Source organism: Paraburkholderia sp. Cpub6, assembly GCF_014201065.1.
Classification (GTDB): domain Bacteria; phylum Pseudomonadota; class Gammaproteobacteria; order Burkholderiales; family Burkholderiaceae; genus Paraburkholderia; species Paraburkholderia tuberum.
The window spans coordinates 34274-57655 of record NZ_JACHDM010000027.1; the positions used below are offsets into that span (position 1 = coordinate 34274).

General features: G+C 59.9%; 21 protein-coding genes and 6 pseudogenes. 22 read left to right on the forward strand and 5 right to left on the reverse strand.

Annotated elements, in window-relative coordinates; genetic code table 11:
• Positions 1-26: 26 nt before the first annotated feature.
• Both nifB and HDG33_RS30540 read right to left on the reverse strand, forming a co-directional pair.
• Entirely contained in the window at positions 27-1622 is a 1596-nt protein-coding gene (gene nifB, locus HDG33_RS30535; RefSeq protein ID WP_184038096.1) for a nitrogenase cofactor biosynthesis protein NifB, read from the reverse strand.
• A 279-nt stretch (positions 1623-1901) separates the two neighbouring features.
• Positions 1902-2102 (reverse strand): annotated as a pseudogene (locus tag HDG33_RS30540) (nif-specific transcriptional activator NifA); the annotation flags it as partial.
• Positions 2103-2433: 331 nt separating this feature from the next.
• Here HDG33_RS30540 and HDG33_RS30545 point away from each other — a divergent pair.
• From HDG33_RS30545 to HDG33_RS30595, 11 genes and pseudogenes are all read left to right on the forward strand, one after another.
• Positions 2434-2688: pseudogene (locus tag HDG33_RS30545) on the forward strand (aminotransferase class V-fold PLP-dependent enzyme); the annotation flags it as partial.
• A 292-nt stretch (positions 2689-2980) separates the two neighbouring features.
• Positions 2981-3355, forward strand: a complete 375-nt coding sequence (erpA, locus tag HDG33_RS30550) for an iron-sulfur cluster insertion protein ErpA (RefSeq protein WP_184038099.1) — start codon at positions 2981-2983, stop codon at positions 3353-3355.
• Positions 3356-3378: 23 nt separating this feature from the next.
• Positions 3379-3531: pseudogene (locus HDG33_RS30555) on the forward strand (2Fe-2S ferredoxin); the annotation flags it as partial.
• 381 nt (positions 3532-3912) lie between these two features.
• On the forward strand, positions 3913-5049 hold the full coding sequence (nifV, locus tag HDG33_RS30560) for a homocitrate synthase (RefSeq protein ID WP_184038102.1): 1137 nt from the start codon (positions 3913-3915) through the stop codon (positions 5047-5049).
• On the forward strand, positions 5046-5198 hold the full coding sequence (locus HDG33_RS30565) for a hypothetical protein (RefSeq protein ID WP_184038105.1): 153 nt from the start codon (positions 5046-5048) through the stop codon (positions 5196-5198). The genes nifV (HDG33_RS30560) and HDG33_RS30565 overlap by 4 nt, the downstream gene beginning before the upstream one ends.
• 5 nt (positions 5199-5203) lie before the next feature.
• On the forward strand, positions 5204-5542 hold the full coding sequence (gene nifW, locus HDG33_RS30570; protein WP_184038108.1) for a nitrogenase stabilizing/protective protein NifW: 339 nt from the start codon (positions 5204-5206) through the stop codon (positions 5540-5542).
• A 34-nt stretch (positions 5543-5576) separates the two neighbouring features.
• Positions 5577-6425: an electron transfer flavoprotein subunit beta/FixA family protein gene (locus HDG33_RS30575; protein ID WP_184038214.1), complete on the forward strand. Its 849-nt coding sequence runs from the start codon at positions 5577-5579 to the stop codon at positions 6423-6425.
• Positions 6422-7525, forward strand: coding sequence for an electron transfer flavoprotein subunit alpha/FixB family protein (locus tag HDG33_RS30580; RefSeq protein ID WP_184038111.1), 1104 nt, complete (start codon positions 6422-6424; stop codon positions 7523-7525). Before HDG33_RS30575 ends, HDG33_RS30580 begins: the two co-directional genes overlap by 4 nt.
• Positions 7526-7536: 11 nt before the next feature.
• A complete protein-coding gene (locus HDG33_RS30585; protein ID WP_184038114.1) occupies positions 7537-8847 on the forward strand; it encodes an FAD-dependent oxidoreductase in 1311 nt (436 codons plus the stop codon).
• Positions 8844-9143, forward strand: a complete 300-nt coding sequence (locus tag HDG33_RS30590; protein WP_184038117.1) for a ferredoxin family protein — start codon at positions 8844-8846, stop codon at positions 9141-9143. The genes HDG33_RS30585 and HDG33_RS30590 overlap by 4 nt, the downstream gene beginning before the upstream one ends.
• 36 nt (positions 9144-9179) lie before the next feature.
• Positions 9180-9332, forward strand: a complete 153-nt coding sequence (locus HDG33_RS30595) for a hypothetical protein (protein ID WP_184038120.1) — start codon at positions 9180-9182, stop codon at positions 9330-9332.
• Positions 9333-9697: 365 nt separating this feature from the next.
• Here HDG33_RS30595 and nifA read toward each other — a convergent pair whose 3' ends face one another.
• Together nifA and HDG33_RS38480 are read right to left on the reverse strand one after the other, a co-directional pair.
• The gene (nifA, locus tag HDG33_RS30600) at positions 9698-11536 is read right to left on the reverse strand and encodes a nif-specific transcriptional activator NifA (RefSeq protein ID WP_184038123.1); all 1839 of its coding nucleotides are present in this window, start codon (positions 11534-11536) and stop codon (positions 9698-9700) included.
• Between the two features lie 653 nt (positions 11537-12189).
• Positions 12190-12486: pseudogene (locus HDG33_RS38480) on the reverse strand (reverse transcriptase domain-containing protein); the annotation flags it as partial.
• 377 nt (positions 12487-12863) lie between these two features.
• Between HDG33_RS38480 and HDG33_RS30615 the strand changes: the two are divergent.
• The 9 genes and pseudogenes from HDG33_RS30615 to HDG33_RS37720 form a co-directional block, all read left to right on the forward strand.
• Positions 12864-13631, forward strand: a complete 768-nt coding sequence (locus tag HDG33_RS30615; RefSeq protein ID WP_184038125.1) for a hypothetical protein — start codon at positions 12864-12866, stop codon at positions 13629-13631.
• Entirely contained in the window at positions 13628-14260 is a 633-nt protein-coding gene (locus tag HDG33_RS30620) for a NodA family N-acyltransferase (protein WP_311541613.1), read from the forward strand. The genes HDG33_RS30615 and HDG33_RS30620 overlap by 4 nt, the downstream gene beginning before the upstream one ends.
• Positions 14257-14949 carry a chitooligosaccharide deacetylase NodB gene (nodB, locus tag HDG33_RS30625; protein ID WP_184038128.1) on the forward strand — a complete coding sequence of 231 codons (693 nt, stop codon included), beginning with the start codon at positions 14257-14259 and terminating at the stop codon, positions 14947-14949. Before HDG33_RS30620 ends, nodB begins: the two co-directional genes overlap by 4 nt.
• A 391-nt stretch (positions 14950-15340) precedes the next feature.
• The gene (locus tag HDG33_RS30630; protein WP_260330636.1) at positions 15341-15832 is read left to right on the forward strand and encodes a glutamine synthetase; all 492 of its coding nucleotides are present in this window, start codon (positions 15341-15343) and stop codon (positions 15830-15832) included.
• Positions 15833-15974: 142 nt separating this feature from the next.
• Entirely contained in the window at positions 15975-17111 is a 1137-nt protein-coding gene (nifV, locus tag HDG33_RS30635; RefSeq protein ID WP_184038134.1) for a homocitrate synthase, read from the forward strand.
• A gap of 42 nt (positions 17112-17153) precedes the next feature.
• A complete protein-coding gene (gene nifW / locus HDG33_RS30640) occupies positions 17154-17510 on the forward strand; it encodes a nitrogenase-stabilizing/protective protein NifW (protein WP_260330637.1) in 357 nt (118 codons plus the stop codon).
• Positions 17507-17989 (forward strand): annotated as a pseudogene (locus HDG33_RS30645) (electron transfer flavoprotein subunit alpha/FixB family protein); the annotation flags it as partial. The gene nifW (HDG33_RS30640) and the pseudogene HDG33_RS30645, both read left to right, overlap by 4 nt.
• 165 nt (positions 17990-18154) lie before the next feature.
• The gene (locus tag HDG33_RS30650; protein WP_184038138.1) at positions 18155-18640 is read left to right on the forward strand and encodes a hypothetical protein; all 486 of its coding nucleotides are present in this window, start codon (positions 18155-18157) and stop codon (positions 18638-18640) included.
• A 198-nt stretch (positions 18641-18838) separates the two neighbouring features.
• A pseudogene (locus tag HDG33_RS37720) lies at positions 18839-19018 on the forward strand (IS3 family transposase); the annotation flags it as partial.
• Positions 19019-19076: 58 nt separating this feature from the next.
• Here the strand turns inward: HDG33_RS37720 and HDG33_RS30655 are convergent.
• Entirely contained in the window at positions 19077-20024 is a 948-nt protein-coding gene (locus HDG33_RS30655) for a LysR family transcriptional regulator (RefSeq protein ID WP_184038141.1), read from the reverse strand.
• Between the two features lie 512 nt (positions 20025-20536).
• On the opposite strand from HDG33_RS30655, the gene HDG33_RS30665 reads away from it, so the two are divergent.
• Together HDG33_RS30665 and nodS are read left to right on the forward strand one after the other, a co-directional pair.
• Positions 20537-22549, forward strand: a complete 2013-nt coding sequence (locus HDG33_RS30665; protein ID WP_184038144.1) for a carbamoyltransferase — start codon at positions 20537-20539, stop codon at positions 22547-22549.
• A gap of 192 nt (positions 22550-22741) precedes the next feature.
• A complete protein-coding gene (gene nodS, locus HDG33_RS30670; protein ID WP_184038147.1) occupies positions 22742-23371 on the forward strand; it encodes a nodulation methyltransferase NodS in 630 nt (209 codons plus the stop codon).
• Positions 23372-23382: the final 11 nt, after the last annotated feature.

Sequence of the window (23382 nt, forward strand, 5' to 3'; positions counted from 1 at the left end):
GTCCTGTCTGGAAGGGTGTGGGGGTGTCACGCCGCTGAGGCTGACGAGGTGTAAGCACCCTGGCGGATCGAAGCATCGCCGCGGTCCCGGTGCACGATGGCGCCGCTGGCGATGCGACTGCGGTAGTCGTTGAACCAAGCAAGCACCGCTTTTTCGATAAATTCGCCGACGTACTGATCGACCGGCTCGATGCCCGCTTGCGCCAGTTCGTCTTTCGGGCAGGCGCCGATCTTCGCGACCAGCACCGCGTGGCAGTCGTGGAGCGCGCGCACGACCGACGGTAGTTGCTCGTCGTCGCCGTAACCGCCCCGGCAATACAGGTCCACCCGGCGATGGCCGACGAACAGCGCTTCGGCTGCCGAGACCTCGAAGATCTGAAACTCCGTGACGTGGCCGAAGTGCTCGTTGACCCGGCCGCCGCCCTTCGTTGCGACCGCGACCAGCGCCTTCATGTCGTCGGCGACGTCGATCTCGCGAGAGACAGCCAGCGCTTCCTGCTTCGCGTCGTGCTGCGCCTGACGCTCGGCTTCGACGCGCTGCTGGTATTCACGGCGGCGGTCGAGGTCGTAGACCACTTCCATCTGCTCGATCCTGTCGAGCGTGAAATCCTCGCTGCGGTCCTCGCCCAGCAGGCCAACCGCATCCGCGCGGCACTGGCGGCAATGACGCATCAGGTTGGCGCCGCCCATGCAGGCGTCCTGCACGGCCTTGAGTTCCTGCGCAGTCGGTCCGCGCTGGCCGCTCAGGCCAAAGTGAGTGCCGTGCTCGGGCTCCGAGATCAGCGGCATGATGTTATGCAGGAACGCGCCGCGTTTCTTGACGTCGCGGTTGACCTCGATCAGGTGCTCCTCGTTGATGCCGGGAATCAGCACCGAGTTGATCTTGGTCAGCACGCCGCGTGCGGTGAGCATCTCGAGACCCTTCATCTGCCGGTCATGAAGGATTCGGGCTGCTTCGTAACCGGTCACGCGCTTGTGCTTCCAGAAAATCCACGGATAGATTTTCTCGCCCACCGCCGGGTCGACCATGTTGATGGTGATTGTCACGTGGTCGATGTTGTACTTGCAGATTTCGTCCACGAGGTCGGGCAACGCCAAGCCATTGGTCGACAGGCACAGCTTGATGTCCGGCGCCTGTTCCTGCAGCATCCGGAACGTCTCGAAGGTCTTCTTCGGGCTCGCCAGCGAATCACCGGGACCGGCGATGCCAAGCACCGTCATCTGTGGAATCTCGCTTGCGACCGCCACGACCTTCTTCACTGCCTGTTGCGGCGTTAGCTTCTGAGAGACCACGCCGGGACGCGACTCGTTCGCGCAGTCGTATTTGCGGTTGCAGTAGTTGCACTGGACGTTGCAAGCCGGCGCCACCGCCACATGCATGCGCGCATAGTGATGATGGGCTTCTTCCGAGTAGCATGGGTGATTCTTGACCTTCTCCCAGATGTCCGGCGGCATGTCGTCGAGACTACCCGACGCACCGCAGCTGGCCCTACCCTCGCCACCGTGCGTGCCGCAGCCGCCACCGGTGGTGGGGTCTTCGATCTTCACGCCGAGCGGTTTAATCTGCCCGATGCTGATATAGGCCGCTGCGGGCAAGTCGCTCGCATTTGAACTCGCTTGCATGGATATCTCCTCGCAACCAACGGCGGCCGCGCGCAAGCCATGGAGCCAGATCCATGCCACTCGACAAGAACGCCAGGAATCAATGGGTTAGGATATATTTCGCAGTTCTGTTTGATCCCGGCGCGCGACGTATCCCTACAATTTCGTTGCGTCGTGTCGGTGTTGCGACAAATCTCACACGACCCGGACAGCATGTTCTGAACCAGCGAGAGGGACCCGCACAAACCAGATCAATCGTTCGCGTTCACCCTCCGGCTTCCCCGGCTTGCGATTTCGCGAACGTGTGGTCGTCCGCTGCTGCTCGTCACGCGAAAGTCCCGTAGCGCTCAGGCCGCGCAATTGCCCGTCCGGTTCGGCCAGCACCACAAAGGCGCGCCGCCACTCCATCGTCTGCACCAGATAATTCAGGGACTCGCGGAAGGCTTTCGCCACATCGAGCGACGAAACCAGCGTCTTGCTCACCTCGTAGACGCCGTCCAACGCTTGCCTGAATGTTCACCGTTGACTTCCCCTTTGTGCGCTGCGCGCTTTCGATGTACCAGCGCAAGGCGCATGATCGACGCAAAGACACAGCGTTTGAAGTAAGCGCATTTCTACGCCTGACGATTCAGCCATCGCGCATGTCAATCCCGCGCGCGTAACGACAAATCCGACAAAAAGAACGGCGGCAATCCTCACTCGTCGGGCGCATCGACACAAAAACAACAGCGAAACAACAGCGGCCCAGCTGAAAGAGGCCACTAGAGCGTGAAAATCCACTGGCATGGAAGTTGCCCTCAAGGTCGCATTACTCCGCTTTCAAGAGCCTGCAATGTCGGATTTCCAACGCGTCAGTACCAGCCTCCATCCGCGCGGCGCCAACCCGGTGCATCTGGATCATGCCGCCACCACGCCGGTCGATCCGCGCGTGATCAGACGCATGCTGCCTTACCTGACCGAGATGTACGGCAATCCCGCCAGCCGTTCGCATGCCTACGGCTGGGTCGGCGAAGAAGCGGTGGAACTGGCCCGCGAGCAGGTCAGCTCGCTCGTCAACGGGGACCCGCACGAGATTGTCTGGACCTCGTGGGGCTCGGGCCGCGCATGCGGATCGCGTGCCAAATGCACGGCGGCGTCCACGAGCGCGGCATGCGCTCGGGGACGTTGTGCACGCATCAGATCGTCGAGGAACTGCCATTGCCGCCGGTCGAGATCCACTGCTCGATTCTCGCGCCGAGGACGCGATCAAGGCGGCCGTGTCTGACTTTCGCTCGCGCCAGACGATTCGAGGCGCAGCAGCCGACGACCTGTAACTCGCCGAGCAACCGACCTGCTCGTCTAACCCGAAATGAGTCCATTCAAGCCTGAGAGGAACCTCCATGGAAACGCTCACCCAACCGGCTTCCGCCACACCCGGCGTCATGCCCGGCCTACTCGAATTCACGCCTCAGGCCGCTGCGAAAGTGGCCTCGCTGATCGAGGAAGAAGGCAATCCCAACCTGAAGCTGCGGCTGTACGTGTCCGGCGGCGGCTGTTCGGGCTTGCAGTACGGCTTCGCGTTCGACGACCAGGTGGCGGACGACGACATGCAGACCATCACGGACGGCGTCACGCTGCTGGTCGATTCGATGAGCCAGCAATACCTGCCCGGCGCGCGCGTCGACTACGAAGACAGCCTGGAAGGTTCGCGCTTCGTCATTCACAACCCCAATGCGCAGAGCACCTGTGGCTGCGGCAGTTCGTTTTCCGTGTGAGGCAATCATGAAGATCTCACTGACTGGCGCCTCCCGACGGCGAGGAGAACAACCAGTTCGACAATGCGTGGGGCCTTGACGTGCAATCGCGTCTCGCGTGCTGCGTGAAGCTGCGCAACGCCGACCTGACGATCGAACTGCCGCCACATACGCGCGAGCTCGCGCGTGAGCGTTGAGGGCATGCGTCCTTAGCGCCGTGCGGCCTCTTCAAGCGCCATAGCGGTCATAGCCGCGCTGATAGCCGCCGCCTGTGTTTATCTTCCCGCATCGCCGTTCCTATGGATAGCCAATCCCTACAGCGTTTGCATCGCGCCGACCGCATCCGCACGTCCTGGCTGACCACGCCCATCGCATCGCGCATCGCTTTCTGCAGCGCCGTGTTCATCGCTACACCTGGCTGTTCGAAACAGGACATTCGCGACAGGTCTTCGTTGGAACCGCTTCATCACAGCGCCAGCGAACACCGGAAACCCCCGCGGCAAGCGGCTATTCGCACTAACGGTGCATGGCGCAGTACTTGCAAACCGTATGATCAAATGCCTAAAGGACAACTTCCCGTGTCGAATCCGATCATCAACGACACCACACTGCGCGACGGCGAACAGACCGCTGGCGTCGCATTCACGGTTGCCGAAAAATGCGCGATTGCCGAGGCGCTCTCAAGCGCCGGCGTACCCGAACTGGAGATCGGTATCCCCGCGATGGGTGCCGAGGAAATCGATTGCATCCAGACCATCGTCGCACTGAATCTCGACGCCGATCTGATGGTCTGGGGCCGTCTCACCGACGCGGACCTGGCGTCGGCCTTGTGCTGCAATCCCGACATCATTCACCTGTCGATTCCCGTGTCCGATATCCAACTTCAACACAAATTGCGCCAGCCGCGCTCGTGGGTGCTCGCGCAGGTGAATCGCGTGATCAGCGCCGCCGTCAAAAGCGGCCGCAAGGTTTCGCTGGGCGCGGAGGATGCCTCGCGCGCGGACCCCTCGTTCCTTGCCGACGTGGCGCGGCACGCGCAACAGTGCGGTGCGCAACGCATCCGCTTTGCAGACACGCTCGGCGTCCTCGATCCTTTTTCGACCTATGAAGCGATTGCGCGATTGCACGACGCGGTCGATCTGGAAATCGAAATCCATGCGCACAACGACCTCGGGCTCGCGACCGCGAACACCCTTGCCGCACTGCGCGCCGGCGCAACCCACGCCAACACCACTGTCAATGGTCTCGGCGAACGCGCCGGAAATGCCGCGCTGGAGGAGATCGTGATGGGCGTGCGCCATATCATGGGTCGCAACACCGGCGTCGACACGACCGCGCTATTGAGCATCTCGCGGCTTGTCGAACGGGCTTCAGGACGCCCGGTCGCGCTTAACAAAAGCATTGTCGGCGCCAGCGTATTCACGCACGAGTCCGGCATCCACACAGACGGGCTCGCGAAAAATGCATCGACCTACGAGAGCTTCGATCCCGCCGAACTCGGTCGCGAACGCTCGGTCGTGCTCGGCAAGCATTCGGGTTCGCAAAGCGTGCGCCGGGCTTATGACGCGCTCGGCCTGGCCGTCAGTGAAAAGCTGCTCGTGCTGCTGCTGACCCGTATCCGCCACCATGCCGCCCAGCACAAGCAAACGCCCAGCGCCGCCGACCTGTATCGCTTCCTGATCGAGTTGCGCTACACCGTCGGAGAATTGTCATGAGCGGCGTTGTGGTCGGCTTCACGAGGTGCGTCGCGAAACCCGAACAGTCGGGCACGACGACGCCGTGCGCCACCAGCGGCGCCTGCGACAAGTACTTCGCCGAGCCGACGCTCTGTCCATACGTATCCTCATCCGCTTGCAAGGAGTAAACGCGATGGAAAGCTTTGTCCAGCAACTCAAGGCGCTGTCCTCAGCCGAGGACTTCCTGCAGTTCTTCGGCATTCCGTTCGACCAGAAGGTCGTCGACGTGAGTCGACTGCACATCCTCAAGCGCTTCTTTCAGTACATCCAGCAACAGGACGCGCTGCCGGAAGGCGAAGAACCCGCCCTGTTCGCGTCATATCACGCACTGCTGCTGAAGGCTTACGGCGACTTCGTCACCTCCACGCCGGCGCAGGAAAAAGTGTTCAAGGTGTTCCGGGACACAAATGGGCGGCAGCACGTTTCACTCGACAGTCTGCGCGCGTCGCTGCCCGCGCGCACCCTTGCCTGACAGGTGGAGCAAGACCATGCACATCGTTAAGACCATGCACATTGTCGTCTGCATCAAGCAGGTCCCGGACTCGACGCAGATCCGCGTTCATCCGGTCACCAACACGATCATGCGCCAGGGTGTTCCGGCGATCGTCAACCCGTATGACCTGTTTTCACTCGAAGAGGCGCTGCGACTGAAGGACCGCTTCGGCGGCAAGGTCACGTTGCTTTGCATGGGCCCGCCGCAGGCCGAGGAAGCGCTGCGCAAGTGCATCAGCTTCGGCGCGGACGACGCCGTGCTGCTCACCGACCGTGCATTCGCTGGCGCGGATACGCTCGCTACGTCGTACGCGCTGGCAGCGGGTATCCAGCAGATCGCGAAGGAGCAGGCGGTGGACATCGTGTTCACTGGCAAGCAGACGATCGACGGCGACACCGCGCAAGTCGGCCCCGGTATCGCCAAACGCCTCGGGCTGCAACTGCTGACCTACGTGTCGCGCATCGTCGAGACCGCTCTCGATGCGCGCACGATCACCGTCGAGCGCCGCGCCGAGGGCGGCGTGCACGTGCTCAGGACTGCGCTGCCGTGCCTGATCACAATGCTGGAGAACACCAACGAACTGCGCTTTGCGACGCTGCCCGCGATGATTCATGCGGCCGGCTATCCGGTGCACAAATGGAACTGCGAACAGGCCGGCATCGAAGATCTTGGCAAGATCGGCCTGAAGGGCTCGCCGACCGTGGTCAGTAAAGTCTTTGGACCGACGCCGCGCAGCGAGAAAGCGGAGATGCTCGACCTCGACGCATCGAGTCTTTGCGACGTGTCGGTGAACCTGCTGCAAAAGATCTTCGCGCGCCATCCTACCCTGGAAGCTGACCTGCTGATGAAGGAGGGTTCATGAACGCACCCGCCGCCCCCGCGAAGAAACCCGCCGGCCGCGCAGGACGCAATCTCGAACTGCCGAAACACCTGAAGGCCTACAAAGGCGTCTGGGTCTTTATCGAGCACGACCGTGGACACGTGCACAGCGTCTCGTGGGAACTACTCGGTGAAGCGCGCAAATTGGCCGACACGCTCGGCAGCCGAGTGGGCATCGCGGTGCTCGGCGGCGCGAATGAACCGCTCGAACAGTTCGCCGCAGAAGCCTTCACTTACGGTGCGGACGATGCGTACATCGTCCACGACCCGGTCTTGCAAGGCTATCGCAACGAGCCGTTCACGAAAGGGCTGACCGACCTCGTCAACCGGCATCAGCCCGAGATCCTGCTGCTGGGCGCGACGTCGATGGGCCGCGACCTCGCCGGCTCCGTAGCGACGACCCTGCTGACCGGGCTGACCGCCGATTGCACCGGACTCAACATCGATCCCGCGTCGCGGGCGCTGGCGGCGACGCGCCCCACCTTCGGCGGCTCCCTGTTGTGCACGATCATGACGCTCGCGTACCGTCCGCAGATGGCGACGGTGCGCCCCCGCGTGATGCCGATGCCGCCGCGCGACGCCGAACGCACCGGCAACATCGTCTATGGAACGCTGGGGATGATCGAGACGGACATCGTCACGAGGCTGCTCGACTTTATCCCGGATGCGAGCAGCAACCGGATCAACCTGCCCTATGCCGATGTGATCGTGAGCGGCGGCAAGGGGTTGAAGAGCCCTGAGAACTTCCAGCTGGCGTTCGAACTGGCGAACGTGCTCGGCGGCGAAGTGGGTGCGACCCGGCCATGCGTGCAGGCCGGCTGGGTCGAGGGGGAGCGCCAGGTGGGACAGACCGGCAAGACGGTGCGGCCCAAGCTCTACATCGCCGCCGGCATATCCGGAGCGATCCAGCACCGCGTGGGCATGGAAAGCGCAGACGTGATCGTGGCGATCAACACCGACCCGAACGCACCCATCTTCGATTTCGCACACTACGGGATTGTCGGCAATGCGTTGCAAGTGTTGCCCGCGCTGAAGCAGGCTTTTGCGGAGCATTTGACCCGGCGCCGCAAGCAGGCTGCCTGAGGAGAATCACGATGAGAAAACCTTCACAGTTCGATGTGATTGTGGTCGGCGCCGGTCCGTCCGGCAACGCTGCCGCTTACACGATGGCCAAGGCAGGTCTGGAAGTGCTGCAGATCGAGCGGGGCGAATATCCGGGCAGCAAAAACGTTCAGGGTGCGATCCTGTACGCGAAGGCGCTCGAAGAGATCATCCCGGACTTCCGCGACGATGCGCCGCTGGAGCGCCACATCATCGAGCAGCGGATGTGGATGCTCGACGATACGTCGTTTGTCGGTACACATGTGCGCAGCGAGGATTACAACAAGCCGCCCTATAACCGCTACACAATCATCCGCGCGCAGTTCGACAAGTGGTTTTCATCGAAAGTGCGCGAAGCCGGCGCACTGCTGCTCTGCGAGACCACGGTGAAGGAACTGATCATGGACGGCGACCGGGTGGTCGGCGTGCAGTGCGACCGCGAGCACGGCGATGTCTATGCCGACGTGGTGGTGCTCGCCGACGGCGTGAATTCGACGCTCGCGCGCAAGGCGGGCTTTCATGGAGAGATCGGGGCCGGTAACGTTGCGCTCGCCGTCAAGGAGATTCTCTTCATGCCAGAGGAGACGATCCGCCAGCGCTTCAACGTCGGCGAGGACGACGGCGTCGTGATCGAGATGGTCGGCAGGATCACCGACGGCATGATGGGCACTGGCTTCCTCTATACCAACAAGGAATCGCTCACCATAGGCGTGGGCTGCATGCTGAGCGACTTCAAGAAAAACCCCAACCGCACGAGCCCCTACGTGCTCCTCGAAAAGATGAAGCAGCACCCGTCGATCGCACCGCTGATTGCGGGCGGCGAGATGAAGGAGTATTGCGCGCATCTGATTCCCGAAGGCGGTTTTCACGCAATCCCGCAGGTCTACGGCAACGGCTGGATGATCGTTGGCGATTCAGGCGGTTTCGTGAACGCCGCGCACCGGGAAGGATCGAATCTTGCGATGACCACGGGACGCCTCGCCGCCGAAACGGTGATCCACGCGAAAGCCGCGGGCCACGGCTACCGCGCCGGCACGCTCAAGGCCTACAAGGCCGCGCTCGATCAGAGCTTCGTGATGAAAGACCTGCACAAATACCGCGACATGCCGGCCGTGCTGCACCAGAATCCGCAGTTCTTCACGACCTACCCCGACCTCATGGCACGCGCCGCGCGCACGATGATCACGGTCGACGGTAAGGACAAGAAAAGCAAGGAGCGCGAGATTTTTTCGAGCTTCCGCACAGCCCGTTCGCTTTCCGGCATCGTGGGTGACGCTTACAAACTCCTGAGGGCCTTCCGATGAGCATCCTACCCGTCAACGTAGAGGAAAAGCTGTTCCAGAACCGTTATCGCGTCGATGCAGGACGGCCGCACGTCCACATCAAGGATGCCGACGTCTGCCAGAGCGAATGCAGCGCGAAGAGTTGCACCTTCGTCTGCCCGGCCTCGTGCTACAAGGCCGAAGGCAACGGCGCGGTGACGCTGATCACCGACGGCTGCCTCGAATGCGGCAGTTGCCGCATCCTCTGTACCGACCACCAGAATATCGAGTGGGACTACCCGCGCGGTGGTCACGGCATCCTGTTCAAGTTCGGTTGAGGAACATCGTCATTGCCAGAGCAGAACGACATGTGTTTGCTTGCGCCGAGAACCGGCCGCCGCCGCATCGGCGGGGCGCCGGGCGGCAAGGGCTGGACCGCGCTGCTGAAGGCCTTCTGGGCGGAACAGCAGAAACGCCAGGCGCCCGATACCGTCGCGATCATGTATTCGGGCTGCCTCGGCCCGTAGTGGAAGCGTTGCTGCAACGGTCCGTCTGACAAGACACACGATGTCCAAACGGCCCGCCATCGCATCGTTGGCCGACGACAATCTGGCAGCCGGCGGCGTGGCAGCAGTCGACCGTGCGCTGAGCGCGACATGGCCAACGAACCGGCGATGACAGCGCCGCGTTCGCATCACCTTAGTCGAGATACGGACCGCCCCCTAAGGTCGGACGTGCTGTTCTCGACGCTTACCGAATTAGCACCGACACAGGGGCCGCTTCCGATCGTGATCGTGCCAAGGTCCGCGCCAAATCCAGATTTGACTTCTCCGAGCCATTCGCCTCAGTCGCGATGTCGCGGCCCCGACACGCCGCAAGTCCGACAGTCCTTTCAGAGACGCTTGATCTCGACACCGTATTTTCTCAGCGCGTAGCCAATCTGGCGCGGCGTCAGTCCAAGCAGCCGCGCCGCTTTTGCCTGCACCCAGCCGGATCTTTCCATGGCGGCGATGAGACGCTCGCGGTTGGTCATCTTCGCATCACTTCCGAGGACTGCGCCGTCAGCCGCTAACGGAGCCCGCTCGCTGCCGACAGGCTGGACCGCAGCAACTGCGCCCGACGTAGCAGCCTCAGCCCGCGGCGTAGCCGGCTTCACGGGCACTGGTACGATTCGCCCGGGCTGCGGCGCCATTTCGTCCGATCGGCTCTTCCACAGCATCGCGGACAGGCACTGGCCGTGGCAGCAGGCAAAGTCGTTTCTCACGATCGCTGGTCCCGGCGCCAGGGTCGCGCTCCGCTGCACGCAATTCTCGAGCTCGCGGACATTGCCGGGAAAACCGCAGTTCATCAATACTTCAATCGCGCTCGCATCGAACGTCAGCGTACGGCCGTTCTCGCTGTTGAAATTCTTGAGAAACTCAACGGCGAGGAGCGGAATATCACTGCGCCTTTCACGCAACGGCGGCAACAGCAAGGGAACCACGCAGAGGCGATAATAAAGGTCGGCGCGGAACTCGTTCCTTGCCACCGCCTCTTCCAGGTTTTTATTCGTGGCGGCAATCACGCGAATATCGACCTTAATGGTCTGGTTGCTGCCGACGCGCTCGAATTCTTGCTCCTGCAGGACGCGCAGAAGCTTTGCCTGGAACGAGGCCGAGATCTCGCCGATCTCGTCCAGAAACAGCGTCCCCTTGTCGGCGAGCTCGAAGCGCCCCTTGCGCGAATTGAAGGCGCTGGTAAAGGCACCCTTCTCATGACCGAACAATTCGGATTCCAGCACCGTCTCCGGGAGCGCCGCGCAATTGAGCTTGATGAAGGGCCGCATGGCGCGCGGCGACAGCTCGTGAACGGCCTTGGCGACCAGCTCCTTCCCGGTACCGGATTCGCCGCGCAACAGAACCGTGCTGTTCGATTCGGCTACCACCGCGATCTTCTCGAGCAGCCCGCGCAGCGCCGGGCTGTCGCCAATGATCCCCTCGATCTGAACTTTCTTACGCTCCCCTGCAGGGTGCTTGAGCTCGGACAATGGCTTTTGCAGCCCGTCCTTCCCCGCCATCAATCGCTCGCGGTCGCTCTTGAAAAAGCGATGCAGCTTCACCGTCTGCCCCACCAGGTTGGCGACCATGGTAAGCAGCCGCTCGTCGTAATCGAGCCGGAAGTTCGACCCATAGTCCAGGATGCGGTCGATGGTCAGCGTGCCTATGACTCTCGCGTCGATGTGAATAGGGACGCCAATGAACGATACTCGCATGTTGTCGGAGGCACCGAGCACGCCCATGTCGGCGGCACTGAAGCCCGAATGCACCGCTATGTTCTCGGCGACGAGCGGCCTGTCCGTCGCCATGATCTGGTCAATTGCCTTCTGCGGCAGGCGCATCCGGTAGTGCTCATCGCTGCCTTCGCTCCAGTCCGCGCCAACGGTAATCTCCGGTACGCCATCATCGTCGAAGAGAGAGACGATACCGAGCCGCATCTGAACAAACGATTGCAGGAGATCGATGACGTTGGCCAACGTGACTTCGAGCCGGTAGGGGGCGGTGAGTACCTTCGATATTTCGAAGATGCCGGTAAGCACGCTCTCGTGCCACTGCACAATAGGGACCGCGTGGTCCGTCTCGGACTTTGAGCCAGGCCTTTCGCGTACGGAAGCGATATGCAGCATGACGACGTCCCCGTTGTGGGGGCCGTGCTCCCCGTCACCTTGTTCGGATTTGCGGGCATTGTGTTGCATATCATCCTCGATCTAGCGCCCAATTTCACGGGCTGACTTCAAAAGATAATGCCCTTTCATGGAAGGACGGTGAAACTGTAGTGCCTTGATGTACTTATTTTCTGCTTTTGCGATTTCGCTGCGTGGATTCCGTTAGGAACGCGAGTTCCATTGATGTCGCTCAAATCAACTGCGATTTGTCTACTCCAGGTGCAGCCGATTACAGGTGTCGTCCATCATTGATTTCTGCCTCGGTGCCCGTGAGATAACTCGCCGCATCCGAGCATAGGACGAAGATGATCTATCTTTGCGACCTCTTCGGGCATGCCCACCCCGGCGCAGCGGGATATTTGGCACAAGAAGCGCTTCCGTGTCGGGCGACAAAATGTTCCTCTTGAACTGGCCGAGAACGTATGGAAACTGTTTTCAGATCGTCAGATCCGAGCCTATCGGTGCTGACCCGTCCGAGCGTTCGGGTCAGGAAGTGTGTGGCCCCAAATCCAGTGCTTCAGCGTGCCGAAGACATGTTCGACATGTGCTTCTGCGGATGTTCATTGCGTCAGGCTTGCGCTCTAGCCGACGCTGCATGGCTTCAACTATATGCTCATGTTCTTATCGTCGAATGCGACGGTAGTCGCCGGGTGACATCGTTCCTTGAGCGGGCAGGCGCTGGGCAGGTAGCCGTCGTACTTGCGCACGTTCTGGCCAAGGAAATCGAAACCGTCTGCAATGTTCGTGATCCGGGTCTTCTCTTCCGAGCGCTCCAGACCTTGAGCGGCCATAAACTGCCTGACCGCCGGAAGCACCTCGAATTCGAGCACTTCTTTCGACATACCGGTCACAATAAAGTCATCGGCGTAGCGAACGACGTTGAGTTCGGCCTTGCTGCGTGCCGCCGCGGTGAGATTACGCTCGGTCATCAGAGCATCGAGCACGACGAGCAGATTTAGATCGAGGCCCTTGAAACGCATGATCCCAACTTATCCATAGTGTGGATGCGTTCCATCAAAACAATCGATTTTACGAAATGCACGGCATGGAGGATAGTGTTCCTGGTAAATCCATTTATTTCGCAAACCTGCTGGCGCCTTCGTCGTGCCGGGGTAGCGGATGAAGTGTGTCGTAGAACTGAGCGAAACCGAGGAATGACGTTGCAGCAGTTGTCGATCACTCACATGCATCGGGACACGCGCACGCGAGCGGCGGCCCTGTCGTTGCGCGGACACAGGATCAAGCGCAAGCTCACCGCCGGGCAACTCGGCGTGAGCGGGCAGTCGGTCCGTGACCGGCTCACGCATGGCGCAACAGCGGCGTGTACGGCCCGATGGGCGGCCATAACGGTGGGCACATGAAGCAGCACTGGCGACGCTTCATCACCTGGACGAAGGAAATCGCCGATCCCGAACTCGCTGAACTTTCTCGGCGGATACGGCACCGAATTTCAAGTCAATTTCTCGTGGACGCTCTCATGAATACTGTAGCAAAACGTCGGGCCGGAGAAATAGAATTTGGGCATATCAAGATGGTTGTCGATCTTTGCCCTGACTCCGAGAAAAATCCTCAGGTGTACGCCGAGCATCAACCGAGGCACATGTCCAATGCGGCCACGGTCTTCGGCGGCATGGGCAAGCTGGATCGCGCCGACACGACGCGGCAAGCGTCTGGCAGGTCGCGTAGGCGCTTACTACCGGCAAAACTTCGCATAGTTCTCCAAACCCTTTCTATATCGGCCGCTTACCTTCGTACAGTTGAGGCAACCCTCGACTTCGGCTGGGCTTCGCGACAAATCGGGAGCAGCCGATTGCAGGTGCCAAATGCTTCAGCGACCCGGCCAAATGGATCTCGTGTCAATCGCGGTCAGATCGTGCGGAAGATGCGGGGGAAGTCTTTGGTAGATCCGGTGCGAAAGGCACGCGCACTCGATGTAATCTCCATCGTGGAAGAGGTTCAATCGGTCCGTGAAGCGTTGACGGAAATACTCTTTTCTTCGGGCTTCATCCCAGCACTGTTCCAGAGTGCAGATGATTTCTTGAAATCGCACCGCTTTCTCAGCAAGTCCTTCGCGTGCGTCAGGTCCACCCTCAAAGGCCGGACGGCGCATAGGAGGCAGTCGTGAATTTGGCCGTGTCCACAGATAGAGGACCTCTCTCCCTGCGCTCTCAGGTGCGGTGGAGGCTGGCTTGGGAAAATGAGTTGCGACTCGCCGACCACATCGAACTGTCCGAGTTCTTCCAAAAGACCTACGGACCGACCGGGGCGTTTAATGCAAAACCATTCGAAGGCAATCACAGTTGGGCTGGTGCGAGGCCAGAGGTCCGTGCAATCGGCTACGACGCGCGCGGCGTAGCGGCTCATGTCGGCGCACTGCGTCGTTTCATCAAGGTTGGCGCAGTCGATCTACTAGTGGCCGAACTAGGATTGTACGCGGTACGTCCGGATCTCGAGGGACTCGGAATCCCTCATTTAATGCGCGTGATGTATCCCGTGTTGCAGGAACTTGACGTTCCATTCGGCTTCGGCACGGTTCGACACGCGTTGCGGCAACATATTGCAAGGCTGCTCGGCCGACACGGTCTGGCGACTATTGTGTCTGGAGTTCGCGTGAGGTCGACCCTTCGAGAAGTGCATCTCGACACGCCGCCCACGCGCATCGAGGACGTACTCATTGTCGTCTTACCGATTGGACGGTCAATGAGCGATTGGCCGACCGGAACGATAATTGATCGGAACGGGCCAGAGCTGTGAGGCACTGCTTATCCGAAGCGCGCAGCGAGTGCGCTGACACCAACGGACGTCGCGACGTCTATTTGACGTTTGACGACGGCCCTAATCCACTTTGCACACCGGAGGTCCTCGATGTGCTGGCGGAACACCGGGTGCCAGCGACTTTCTGCGTCATCGGTGCGTACGCAGCGGACCAGCCGAAGCTGATCCGACGGATGATCGCAGAAGGGCACGAGGTCGCAAACCACACGATGACTCATCCGGACCTGTCCAGATGCGAACCCACCGAAGTGCAACAGGAAATACTAACGGCAAGCAAGGTCATCAGGATGGCGAGCCCCCATGCTTCGCTGCGGTATATGCGTGCCCCGTATGGCATGTGGACCGAAGCAGTGTTCACTACGTCAACGAGCGCTGGTCTGGCGCCCCTCCACTGGTCGGTAGACCCGCGAGACTGGTCTCGTCCCGGCGTGGACGCGATTGTCAGCGCAGTGCTGGCCTCTGTCCGGCCGGGTGCAATTGTGCTCTTGCACGACGGATGCCCTCCCGATGAGTTGGGACGATGCACTCTCGCTAGTCGGCGCGAGCAGACCCTCATGGCGCTTTCCCTCATGATTCCAGCATTGCATGACCGGGGGTTTGCAATCCGATCGCTTCCTCAACCTCACCGGACAAACCAGACACCCTATGAACCTGCTTGGCGCAACTAGCACTGTCGCTGTCTCGTGTTATGCGCTGCTCTCGACTGTCTATAAAAGCACTCAGACGCTTTATGCTCAGCCGACAAACGTGTCATCGCTGTCGGACGGCCTGGTCGACTCCGACACTCTGCCGGGCGTGGATGTCATCGTTCCCTGCTTCAACGAGGACCCGCGCGCGCTCTCGGCATGCCTGGAGTCCATCGCACTCCCAAAGCATCTAGATGACGCTCGTGCTTTCCGTTGAGAATCTAGCAGTTGGTTTCTAAAATCCCTTACCGACTAACGATTTGTGCATCCGTCGACTCCGTGAAACCTGGGAGCTTCTGAGCCTTACCGCAATCAGCTCGGCACTGGCCCACCGCCAGATTTTGCACGGACAGGAAGATTCCCCTGTGAAACGTTGCCCGCGCGGCAAAGCGTTCGTACCGCATCCACATATAAACGTCTCAATCTGATGCACCATTACCTTGGGGGCCTGCAGAAATATTCGAAGGACATCACCCTCTTTCTGGCGCCCCACCTCAACTCCTACAAGCGATTCCAGATCGGTACGTTTCCGCCGACCAAGGTCGCACGGAGCCAAGACAATCGGACGGTCGGTTTCCGCCTTTACGGCGACGGCTCGGACGCCGTCCGCGTTGAGTGCCGCATTGGCGGTGCGGATCTCAATCCGTATCTCGCTTTTGCGGCCCTGATCGCGGCGGGGCTTGCGGGCATCGACGAGAAGCTGGCATTGCCAGACCCGCTTGTCGGCGACGCTTATCGGGATGCCGATCTATCGGAAATTCCGAAAACGCTGCGGGACGCCACCGACATCAGTTCGACATTCTGTCCGCTAGCGGATGGAACCGATCGAGCCACCTCCAGCGCTGCCGCATTGTCCGGAACGTAACATTCGCGACACGAACAATCGGATGATGCACCGCCATAACCCGACATTGTGCCGGTCAACATCCCGCAAATTGTGCTCCGACTGTAGATGCTCGCTTGGCACAACGCTTGCGATCCATCGCCGACAACTCAAGAGACCTGACATGCTCAATCCGATCATCAATGACACGACGCTTCGTGACGGCGAGCAGACCGCCGGTGTCGCGTTTCGCACCGAGGAAAAATGCGCGATCGCCGCCGCACTGTCGCAAGCCGGCGTGGCCGAACTCGAAATCGGAATTCCTGCCATGGGCGAAGACGAAATGGCGTGCATCGCTGCAATCGTCGACCTGAACCTCGACGCCCGCCTGACGGTTTGGGGGCGCCTCACCGACGAGGATCTCACCGCGGCATTGCGCTGCGATGCCGATATCGTTCATCTCTCGGTTCCCGTTTCGGATATTCATTTGCAACACAAGCTGCGGCAGTCGCGCAGTTGGGTACTAGCGCAGATCGCACGCGTCGTCGACGAGGCAGCGAAAAACCATCCCAAGATTTCCCTCGGCATGGAAGACGCCTCGCGCGCGGATCCCTCGTTTCTCATAGAAGTGGCTCAATGCGCGCAGCAGCACGGGGCCCAGCGCGTGCGCTTTGCCGACACTGTCGGTATCCTGGACCCCTTTAAGACCTTCTACGCCATTGCAGCGCTGCGCGTCGCCGTCGATCTGGAGATCGAAATCCATGCGCACGACGACCTCGGGCTCGCCACAGCCAACACACTGGCCGCCCTTGGGGCCGGCGCGACCCATGCGAGCACCACCGTCAACGGGTTGGGTGAGCGCGCCGGCAATGCAGCGCTGGAAGAAGTCGTGATGGGCGCGCGACACCTGCTGCGACGAGACACTGGCGTCGACACCAGAGCGCTGCCCGACATTTCGTCGCTGGTCGAACAAGCCTCAGGCCGCGCAGTTTCCTTCAACAAGAGCATCATCGGTAGGAGCATCTTTACTCACGAGTCGGGCATTCACACCGACGGCCTCGCGAAGCACCCCACGACCTACGAGGGATTCGATCCGGCAGAGCTCGGCCGGCAACGGTCGACGATACTCGGGAAACATTCTGGATCTCAAAGTGTGCGTGAGGCCTACGACGCTCTAGGCGTGAGCGTGTCGGAGCGGCTCATCCCGCTCCTGCTTGCGCGCATCCGCTCTTTCGTCACGCAGTACAAGCAGGCGCCGAATGCAAGCGATCTGCGCCGCTTCCTGACCCAAGCCCACAGCACGCGGGTGAAGGTGTCGTGAGTGTGGTTATGGCGGCCAAACTTGTCCAATAGAAGTAACGACATGCAAGAAGTTATCGAACAACTGCTTCACCCGTCGTCGGCCGAGGATTTCCTGCGATTCTTCGACATCGCATTCGACGAGAAGGTGCTGAACGTGAGCCGCCTGCACATCCTCAAGCGCTTCTTTCAGTATATCGAGCAACAGAAAGAACTGCCGCGTAACAACTCGACGGCCGTGCTCGCCGTCTATCGATGCTTACTGCAGAAGGCCTACAACGACTTCGTTGTATCCACGCCCGCGGAGCAAAAGGTCTTCAAAGCGTCCAGCCTGCGCGACGTGTCGCTGAAACTCGTGCACAAGATATTCGCTCGCCATCCGACATTGGAGGCGGACCTGTTGATGAAGAGGGCCTCATGAACTCGCCCGCTGCCTCGGAAAAGAAGCCGGCCGCGCCGGTCAAACGGGCCGCCGGCCGTAACCTCGATCTGCCCGAACATCTGAAAGCCTACCAGGGCGTCTGGGTCTTTCTCGAGCACGACCGCGGCCACGTGCATAGCGTGTCGTGGGAGCTGCTCGGTGAGGCGCGCAAGCCCGCCGACAAACTCGGCAGTCGTGTCGCTGTGGCCGTGCTCGGCGGTACCGACGAGCCGCTTGAGCAGTTTGCCAGTGAGGCGTTCAGTTTCGGCGCGGACAAAGCGTATGTGATTCACGACCCTGTGTCGCTCGGCTATCGCAACGAACCGTTCACGAAGGGGCTGACCGACCCGGTCAACAAGTACCGCTCCGAGATTCTGCTGCTCGGTGCAACCTCGATGGCCCGGGATCTCGCCGGATCTGTCGCAACGACGCTCTTGACCGGCCTCACCGCCGACTGCACTGAGCTGAACATTAACCCGTAGTTGCCGCATTCTGTGCACGGACCATCACAACCTCGAATGGGCGTGTCCGCGCGGCGGGCATCGCATCCAGTTCAGGTTCGCGTAGACAAACACATCCATCGTCACATCGGCTTCCGAGCGCTGCAAAAGCGGCCGGACGCCTCATCATATCGGAGCAAATTGATGAATCTCATTACTGGTATCGAATCGACCGTTCTCTTCGGCGGCAACGTTCCCTCCCCCGTGCTACAGCTGATCGAGAGAACCCGCGGCGGCAGCAATGACGATGTGGCCGCCGCGTTGTGGACTGCGGTCCTGTCGTACCCGCGCTGCCTGCCACCCTACTATCTGCTGTATAAGTTCCATGCGAACCGGGGTGAACTTGGCGAGGCGCAGGAGGTCGCGACCAAGGCCTTGGCGGTCGCCGCCCGGCAAGCGTCGCTCGACAGCGACTGGTGTGCGGTACAGCCGGGCGACACCGACTTCACCATTCCTGGTCCGGGCCGCTTCTGGCTCTTCACACTGAAGGCGCTCGCGTTCATCAGCGTGCGGCGCGGTGAGCGCGCCGTTGCACTGAAGCTGATCGCCAAGCTGCGCAGGCTGGACCCGATCGATTGCATAGGCTTGGACGTCGTGGAAGCCTTGCTCGCACAGTCCGGATCCCGATAATCGCCGCCGGAAGATCAACTGACAGATTGACAATATGTCCCCGGCATGGCTATGGCAGAACTCCATTGCAGTTCATGGCGATCGTTTCAGTAGTTAAAGCCGACGCTCACCGCAGGCTTCGCGCGGGCGCGCACGCCATGCCGTGGACGCTTTTTCAGCGAGCCGTGGAAACCGGTAGTCCAGCGGTGCCGACAATTCGGCATACATCCGATAAAGAGACCGTCGCAAGCAGGGGTTGCGTTGCAACCGGAAACGCAAATCAAGGCAACCACCAGATTGACACACGGCTTGCCAGTCCCGCCGAACCTGCTCGATCAGGCGTTTGCCGTCACCGCGCCGAATGAGGCCTGGTGTGGCGATACACGTTATATCGCCACAAAACCCTCGAAACCCCACAAATCCATGCCGCAAAAACCTTGCTGAAAGATCCCATTTCCTAACTTGGCTGGATTGGTCTTCGCGTGGTCTTAGGCGGAGGAATCATGCGTGACGCCTCCTGCAATATTATCTCCAGCATCCAATTGCTTGCCGGATCACTGTTGTGAAGGGCAGACCATTGGACGGCCTCGGTGAATGCGGGACGTGGCAGCGGAAGTTCGACGATCCGCAGAGGCATCGCTTTTTCGAAATACTTGACCAGCCTTAAGGGCATCGTCCCTATACGGTCAGTGTTTAATAGCATAGGCGGGATCATGCTAAAGCTCGGCACGATGACCTCGTCCCGTCTCTTGAGACCGTGCTGATGCAAAAACCATTCCTCGATGGAGGGCTGCCGCGCCCGCCCGAACTTGACCACAACGTGCCCCATCGACATATATCTCTCGAATGTGAGCTGCCCTGATAGCTGCTGGTTCGTGCGGCAGCCTACGCACACGAGCGTCTCCTCGAACAGCTTCGCTTTAGGGTGCGCGCTCGACATGAAAAATTCCGGCAAGATAAGAAAATCGGCTTCGCCGCGCCGGAGAACCTCATCGGGGTCATCGGCAAGTGGCAGCAATTCGAAACTGACGGCGGGAGCTTCCCGTGCAATACGCTCCACGATCTTTCGAAAAAATACGACTGTCATGAAATCGGAAAGAATGATCCTGAAGCGGCGATCCGATTTGGCTGGGTTGAACACGTCCTGGGAAATAACGGAGAGCTGGATGTGCACCAGAGCCTCCCGGACTGGAGCAGCGAGCCCTTCTGCACGCGGTGTTGGGACAAGTTCCCGGCCCCTCATCGTAAATAGTTCGTCGCAGAAATAGGCGCGTAGCCGGGCGACGGCCGCGCTCATGGCCGGCTGGCTCAGGTTGATGCTGCGTGCCGCCGCAGTGAGGTTACGCTCGGTCATCAGAGCATCGAGCGCGACGAGGAGATTTAGATCGAGGCCCTTGAAACGCATGATCCCAACTTATCCATAGTGTGGATGTGTTCCATCAAGACAAACGATTTTACGAATTGTACGGCATGGAGGATAGTGTTCCTTGTAAATCCGATCGAATTTCGCAAACCTGCTGGCACCTTCGTGGTGCCGGGGTAGTGGATGAAGTGTGTCGTAGAACTGAGCAAAGCCGAGGAAATGACGTTGCAGCAGTTGTCGATCAATCACATGCATCGGGAGCCCTCCTCGCTAACCCGCCGCATGTTTGGCAACGATTGAGGATTTCCTCGGGGTTCCAGCGCTTCAGCTTTCTGGTCGCGCCATCCTTCGCCAAGAAACGCGACCCTGGACCAAACGGTACAGCATTTTCATGAATTGCGGCGCCATTTTGCAGACGGACCCTACGCGAGATTCTTTGGGGCTGGTGACGTCTGACCGGTGTTCGCAGCGGCGAGCGATACCCTACCTGACCTATGTAGTAGGGGTTCGAGTCTTGCCAATAGGGGCTTCCTACCACGATGAAGGAGAGAAACATGCTGTGCTTAGGAGTGAGCGGCGGGCTGGACAAAGTTCATGAAAATTCACTCGAACTGCCGAACACATTTCTGCACGACGGCGCTGCGGTGCTTGTCCGGGACGGACGCGTAATAGCGGCCGTCGAAGAGGAGCGCCTCAACCGGATCAAGCACTCTAACAAGTTCCCGAGCAGTTCAATTCAATACTGCCTCGCATCCGCAGGGATTCAGCTCAGCGATATCGACCACATCGCGTTTTACGCTACCGAGGCCTATTGCAACGTTATGCTCGAACGCCTGTGCCTGTCCCAGCCGAACATCTCCAATCCGGTGGATGCCAAGCTGTTTCTGCGTAACTTACTAATGCGGGAATTCGGTACCGAGGTCGATCCTTCGCGAGTCTCATTCGTGAGTCACCATCTGGCGCATGCCGTGAGCGCGTTTGCGATGTCTGGATTCGACCAAAGTCTGATCCTCGCGGTCGATGGCGGCGGTGATTTCCTCTCGGGGCTCTTGGCGCTCGGATCTGGAACCGAAATTACGCAACTCGCGACTTTCGCAGAGCATAATTCTCTAGGGCTGTTTTATCTCGAAACAATCCGGTATCTCGGTTACGGCTTGTTCGACGAATACAAGGTCATGGGGCTTGCACCTTATGGGGATCCCGCTCCCTATCGCGGGCTCTTCGAGCAATTCTATCAACTGTCCGCCAACGGTGAGTACCGCGTCTACCTGGACCGCATCGGTCCGACGTTGCTCCGCAGCATCCAGGTCCGGCGAAAGGGAATGCCATTCACACAGCAGCATCGAGATGTGGGTGCTTCATTGCAGGAAGCGCTGGAGCGGATCGTGTTTCACATTCTCCGCCATCATCGCGAGGTCACCGGTATGAAGCGGCTGTGTATAGCCGGAGGAGTAGCTCATAACTGCACCATGAACGGTAAGCTGCTGTATTCGGGACTTTTCGAAGACATCTTCGTGCAGCCCGCAGCGCATGACGCCGGTTGCGCATTAGGCGCTGCCCTGATGATGTCAAACGACTTCGGTCGGCCCGCGCCACGTGAGCGATTACAGGAGGTTTATTGGGGGCCCGATCTGGGGAGCGATCTGGTCGTGGAGCAAGAATTGAATGCGTGGGCCGGACACCTCGACGTTGAACGCAGTGATGACGTGGCAGGCAGAGCAGCGGACTGGATGGCCAATGGCGCCGTGATCGGCTGGGTGCAGGGTCGTTCGGAGTTCGGGCCACGCGCGCTTGGCAACCGCAGCATTCTTGCCGATCCCAGGCCGGCGGCAAACAAGGACCGGATCAACGCCATGGTCAAAAAGCGTGAGGGTTACCGACCGTTCGCGCCATCAGTGCTCGAGGACGATGCGCGCGAATTTTTTGACCTCCCAGAGGGCACCCGCGAATTCCCTTTTATGAATTTTGTAGTTCGCGTGCGCGACTCCAAGCGTCCCTTGCTCGGCGCCATCACGCACATTGACGGTACAGCGCGGCTGCAAACAGTATCGCGCAAGACCAATCCCCCCTATTGGGAGGTTATTAATGCGTTCAAGAAGCGGACAGGAATCCCAATTCTGCTCAATACTTCCTTTAATAACAACGCTGAGCCGATCGTAGATTCGGTTGCAGACGCGATTGCCACATTTCTGACGACAGAGCTGGATGGACTTGTGGTCGGGCCGTTCCTCGTCAAAAAGCGGCCCGCAACGCAGGAACATTGGACTGCGCTCGCGGTTTCACTGCCGCCCTATGCATCGCTCTATCGAGTCCGCGCTCACACAGCGCGGGATCGTCAGGAGACGGTGTGCGAAATTCGCACCGGCGGCTCCAACTGTGACAGTGTGCGTATTTCACATGAGTTGTTCGATCTGCTGATGCAGATCGAAGGCGAAGCCGTAATCGGACATCTTCTCGATACATTTACGCCTGAGCAGACTCGACGTGAAGCCCTCGTCGAGGAGCTGCGCGGATTGTGGGAACAGCGTCGGGTTCGGCTACATCCCTCACGGGCGTTGTCACGGTAACGACGCCCTTCCAATGAGTGGCTGAAGATCTGAAACCAGGTAACAGCGCTCGCGAGCTATTTGTCTAGAACGTTAAACAATAGCGTTTGGCCGCCGTGTAGTTCTTGTACCAACACGCCGGTGTCCAACGGAGCACCAGTCCCGGCCCAAGGTCCGGACACTTGCAGTGGCGCACAATAAAGGTAGGCGGAATTGACACATCAAACGAACTTCGAATTGCTGCGTCGGGAATTGGACGCAGACGATCCATGGCGGCTCGACAGCAATCCCTTTGAGCAGGAGCGCCACAGGCAAATGCTTCGGATGGCACTTTCGCAGGGATCCGTCACAAATGCGCTCGAAGTCGGATGCGCAGGCGGAGCCTTCACGGAAAAATTGGCACCGCACTGCCAACGGCTCACCGTGATCGATATCGTGCCACACGCAATTGCCAGGACACGCGAACGGATGATGGACCCACCACACATCAATTGGATCGTCTCCGATGTCCAGCATTTTTCGACTGAGCAACAGTTCGATCTGGTCGTGGTGGCGGAGGTTCTTTATTACCTCGACGGCAGCGCCGAGGTGCGCGCGGCTGTCCGCAATTTAGCACGGATGCTTGCGCCCGGTGGACAGCTGGTTTTCGGATCGGCACATGACGCCAATTGCCGGCGATGGGGCCACATTGCCGGAGCCGAGACGGTCATAGCCATCCTGGAAGAAGAGCTGGTTGAAATCGATCGTTTGAGGTGCGTCGGTCAGTCGTTGAATGAAGACTGTCTGCTCGCCAGTTTTCGAAACGCGGCTTCGCCTTCGTGTGGACCAACTTACCAGCCTTAGGCCGGGAGATA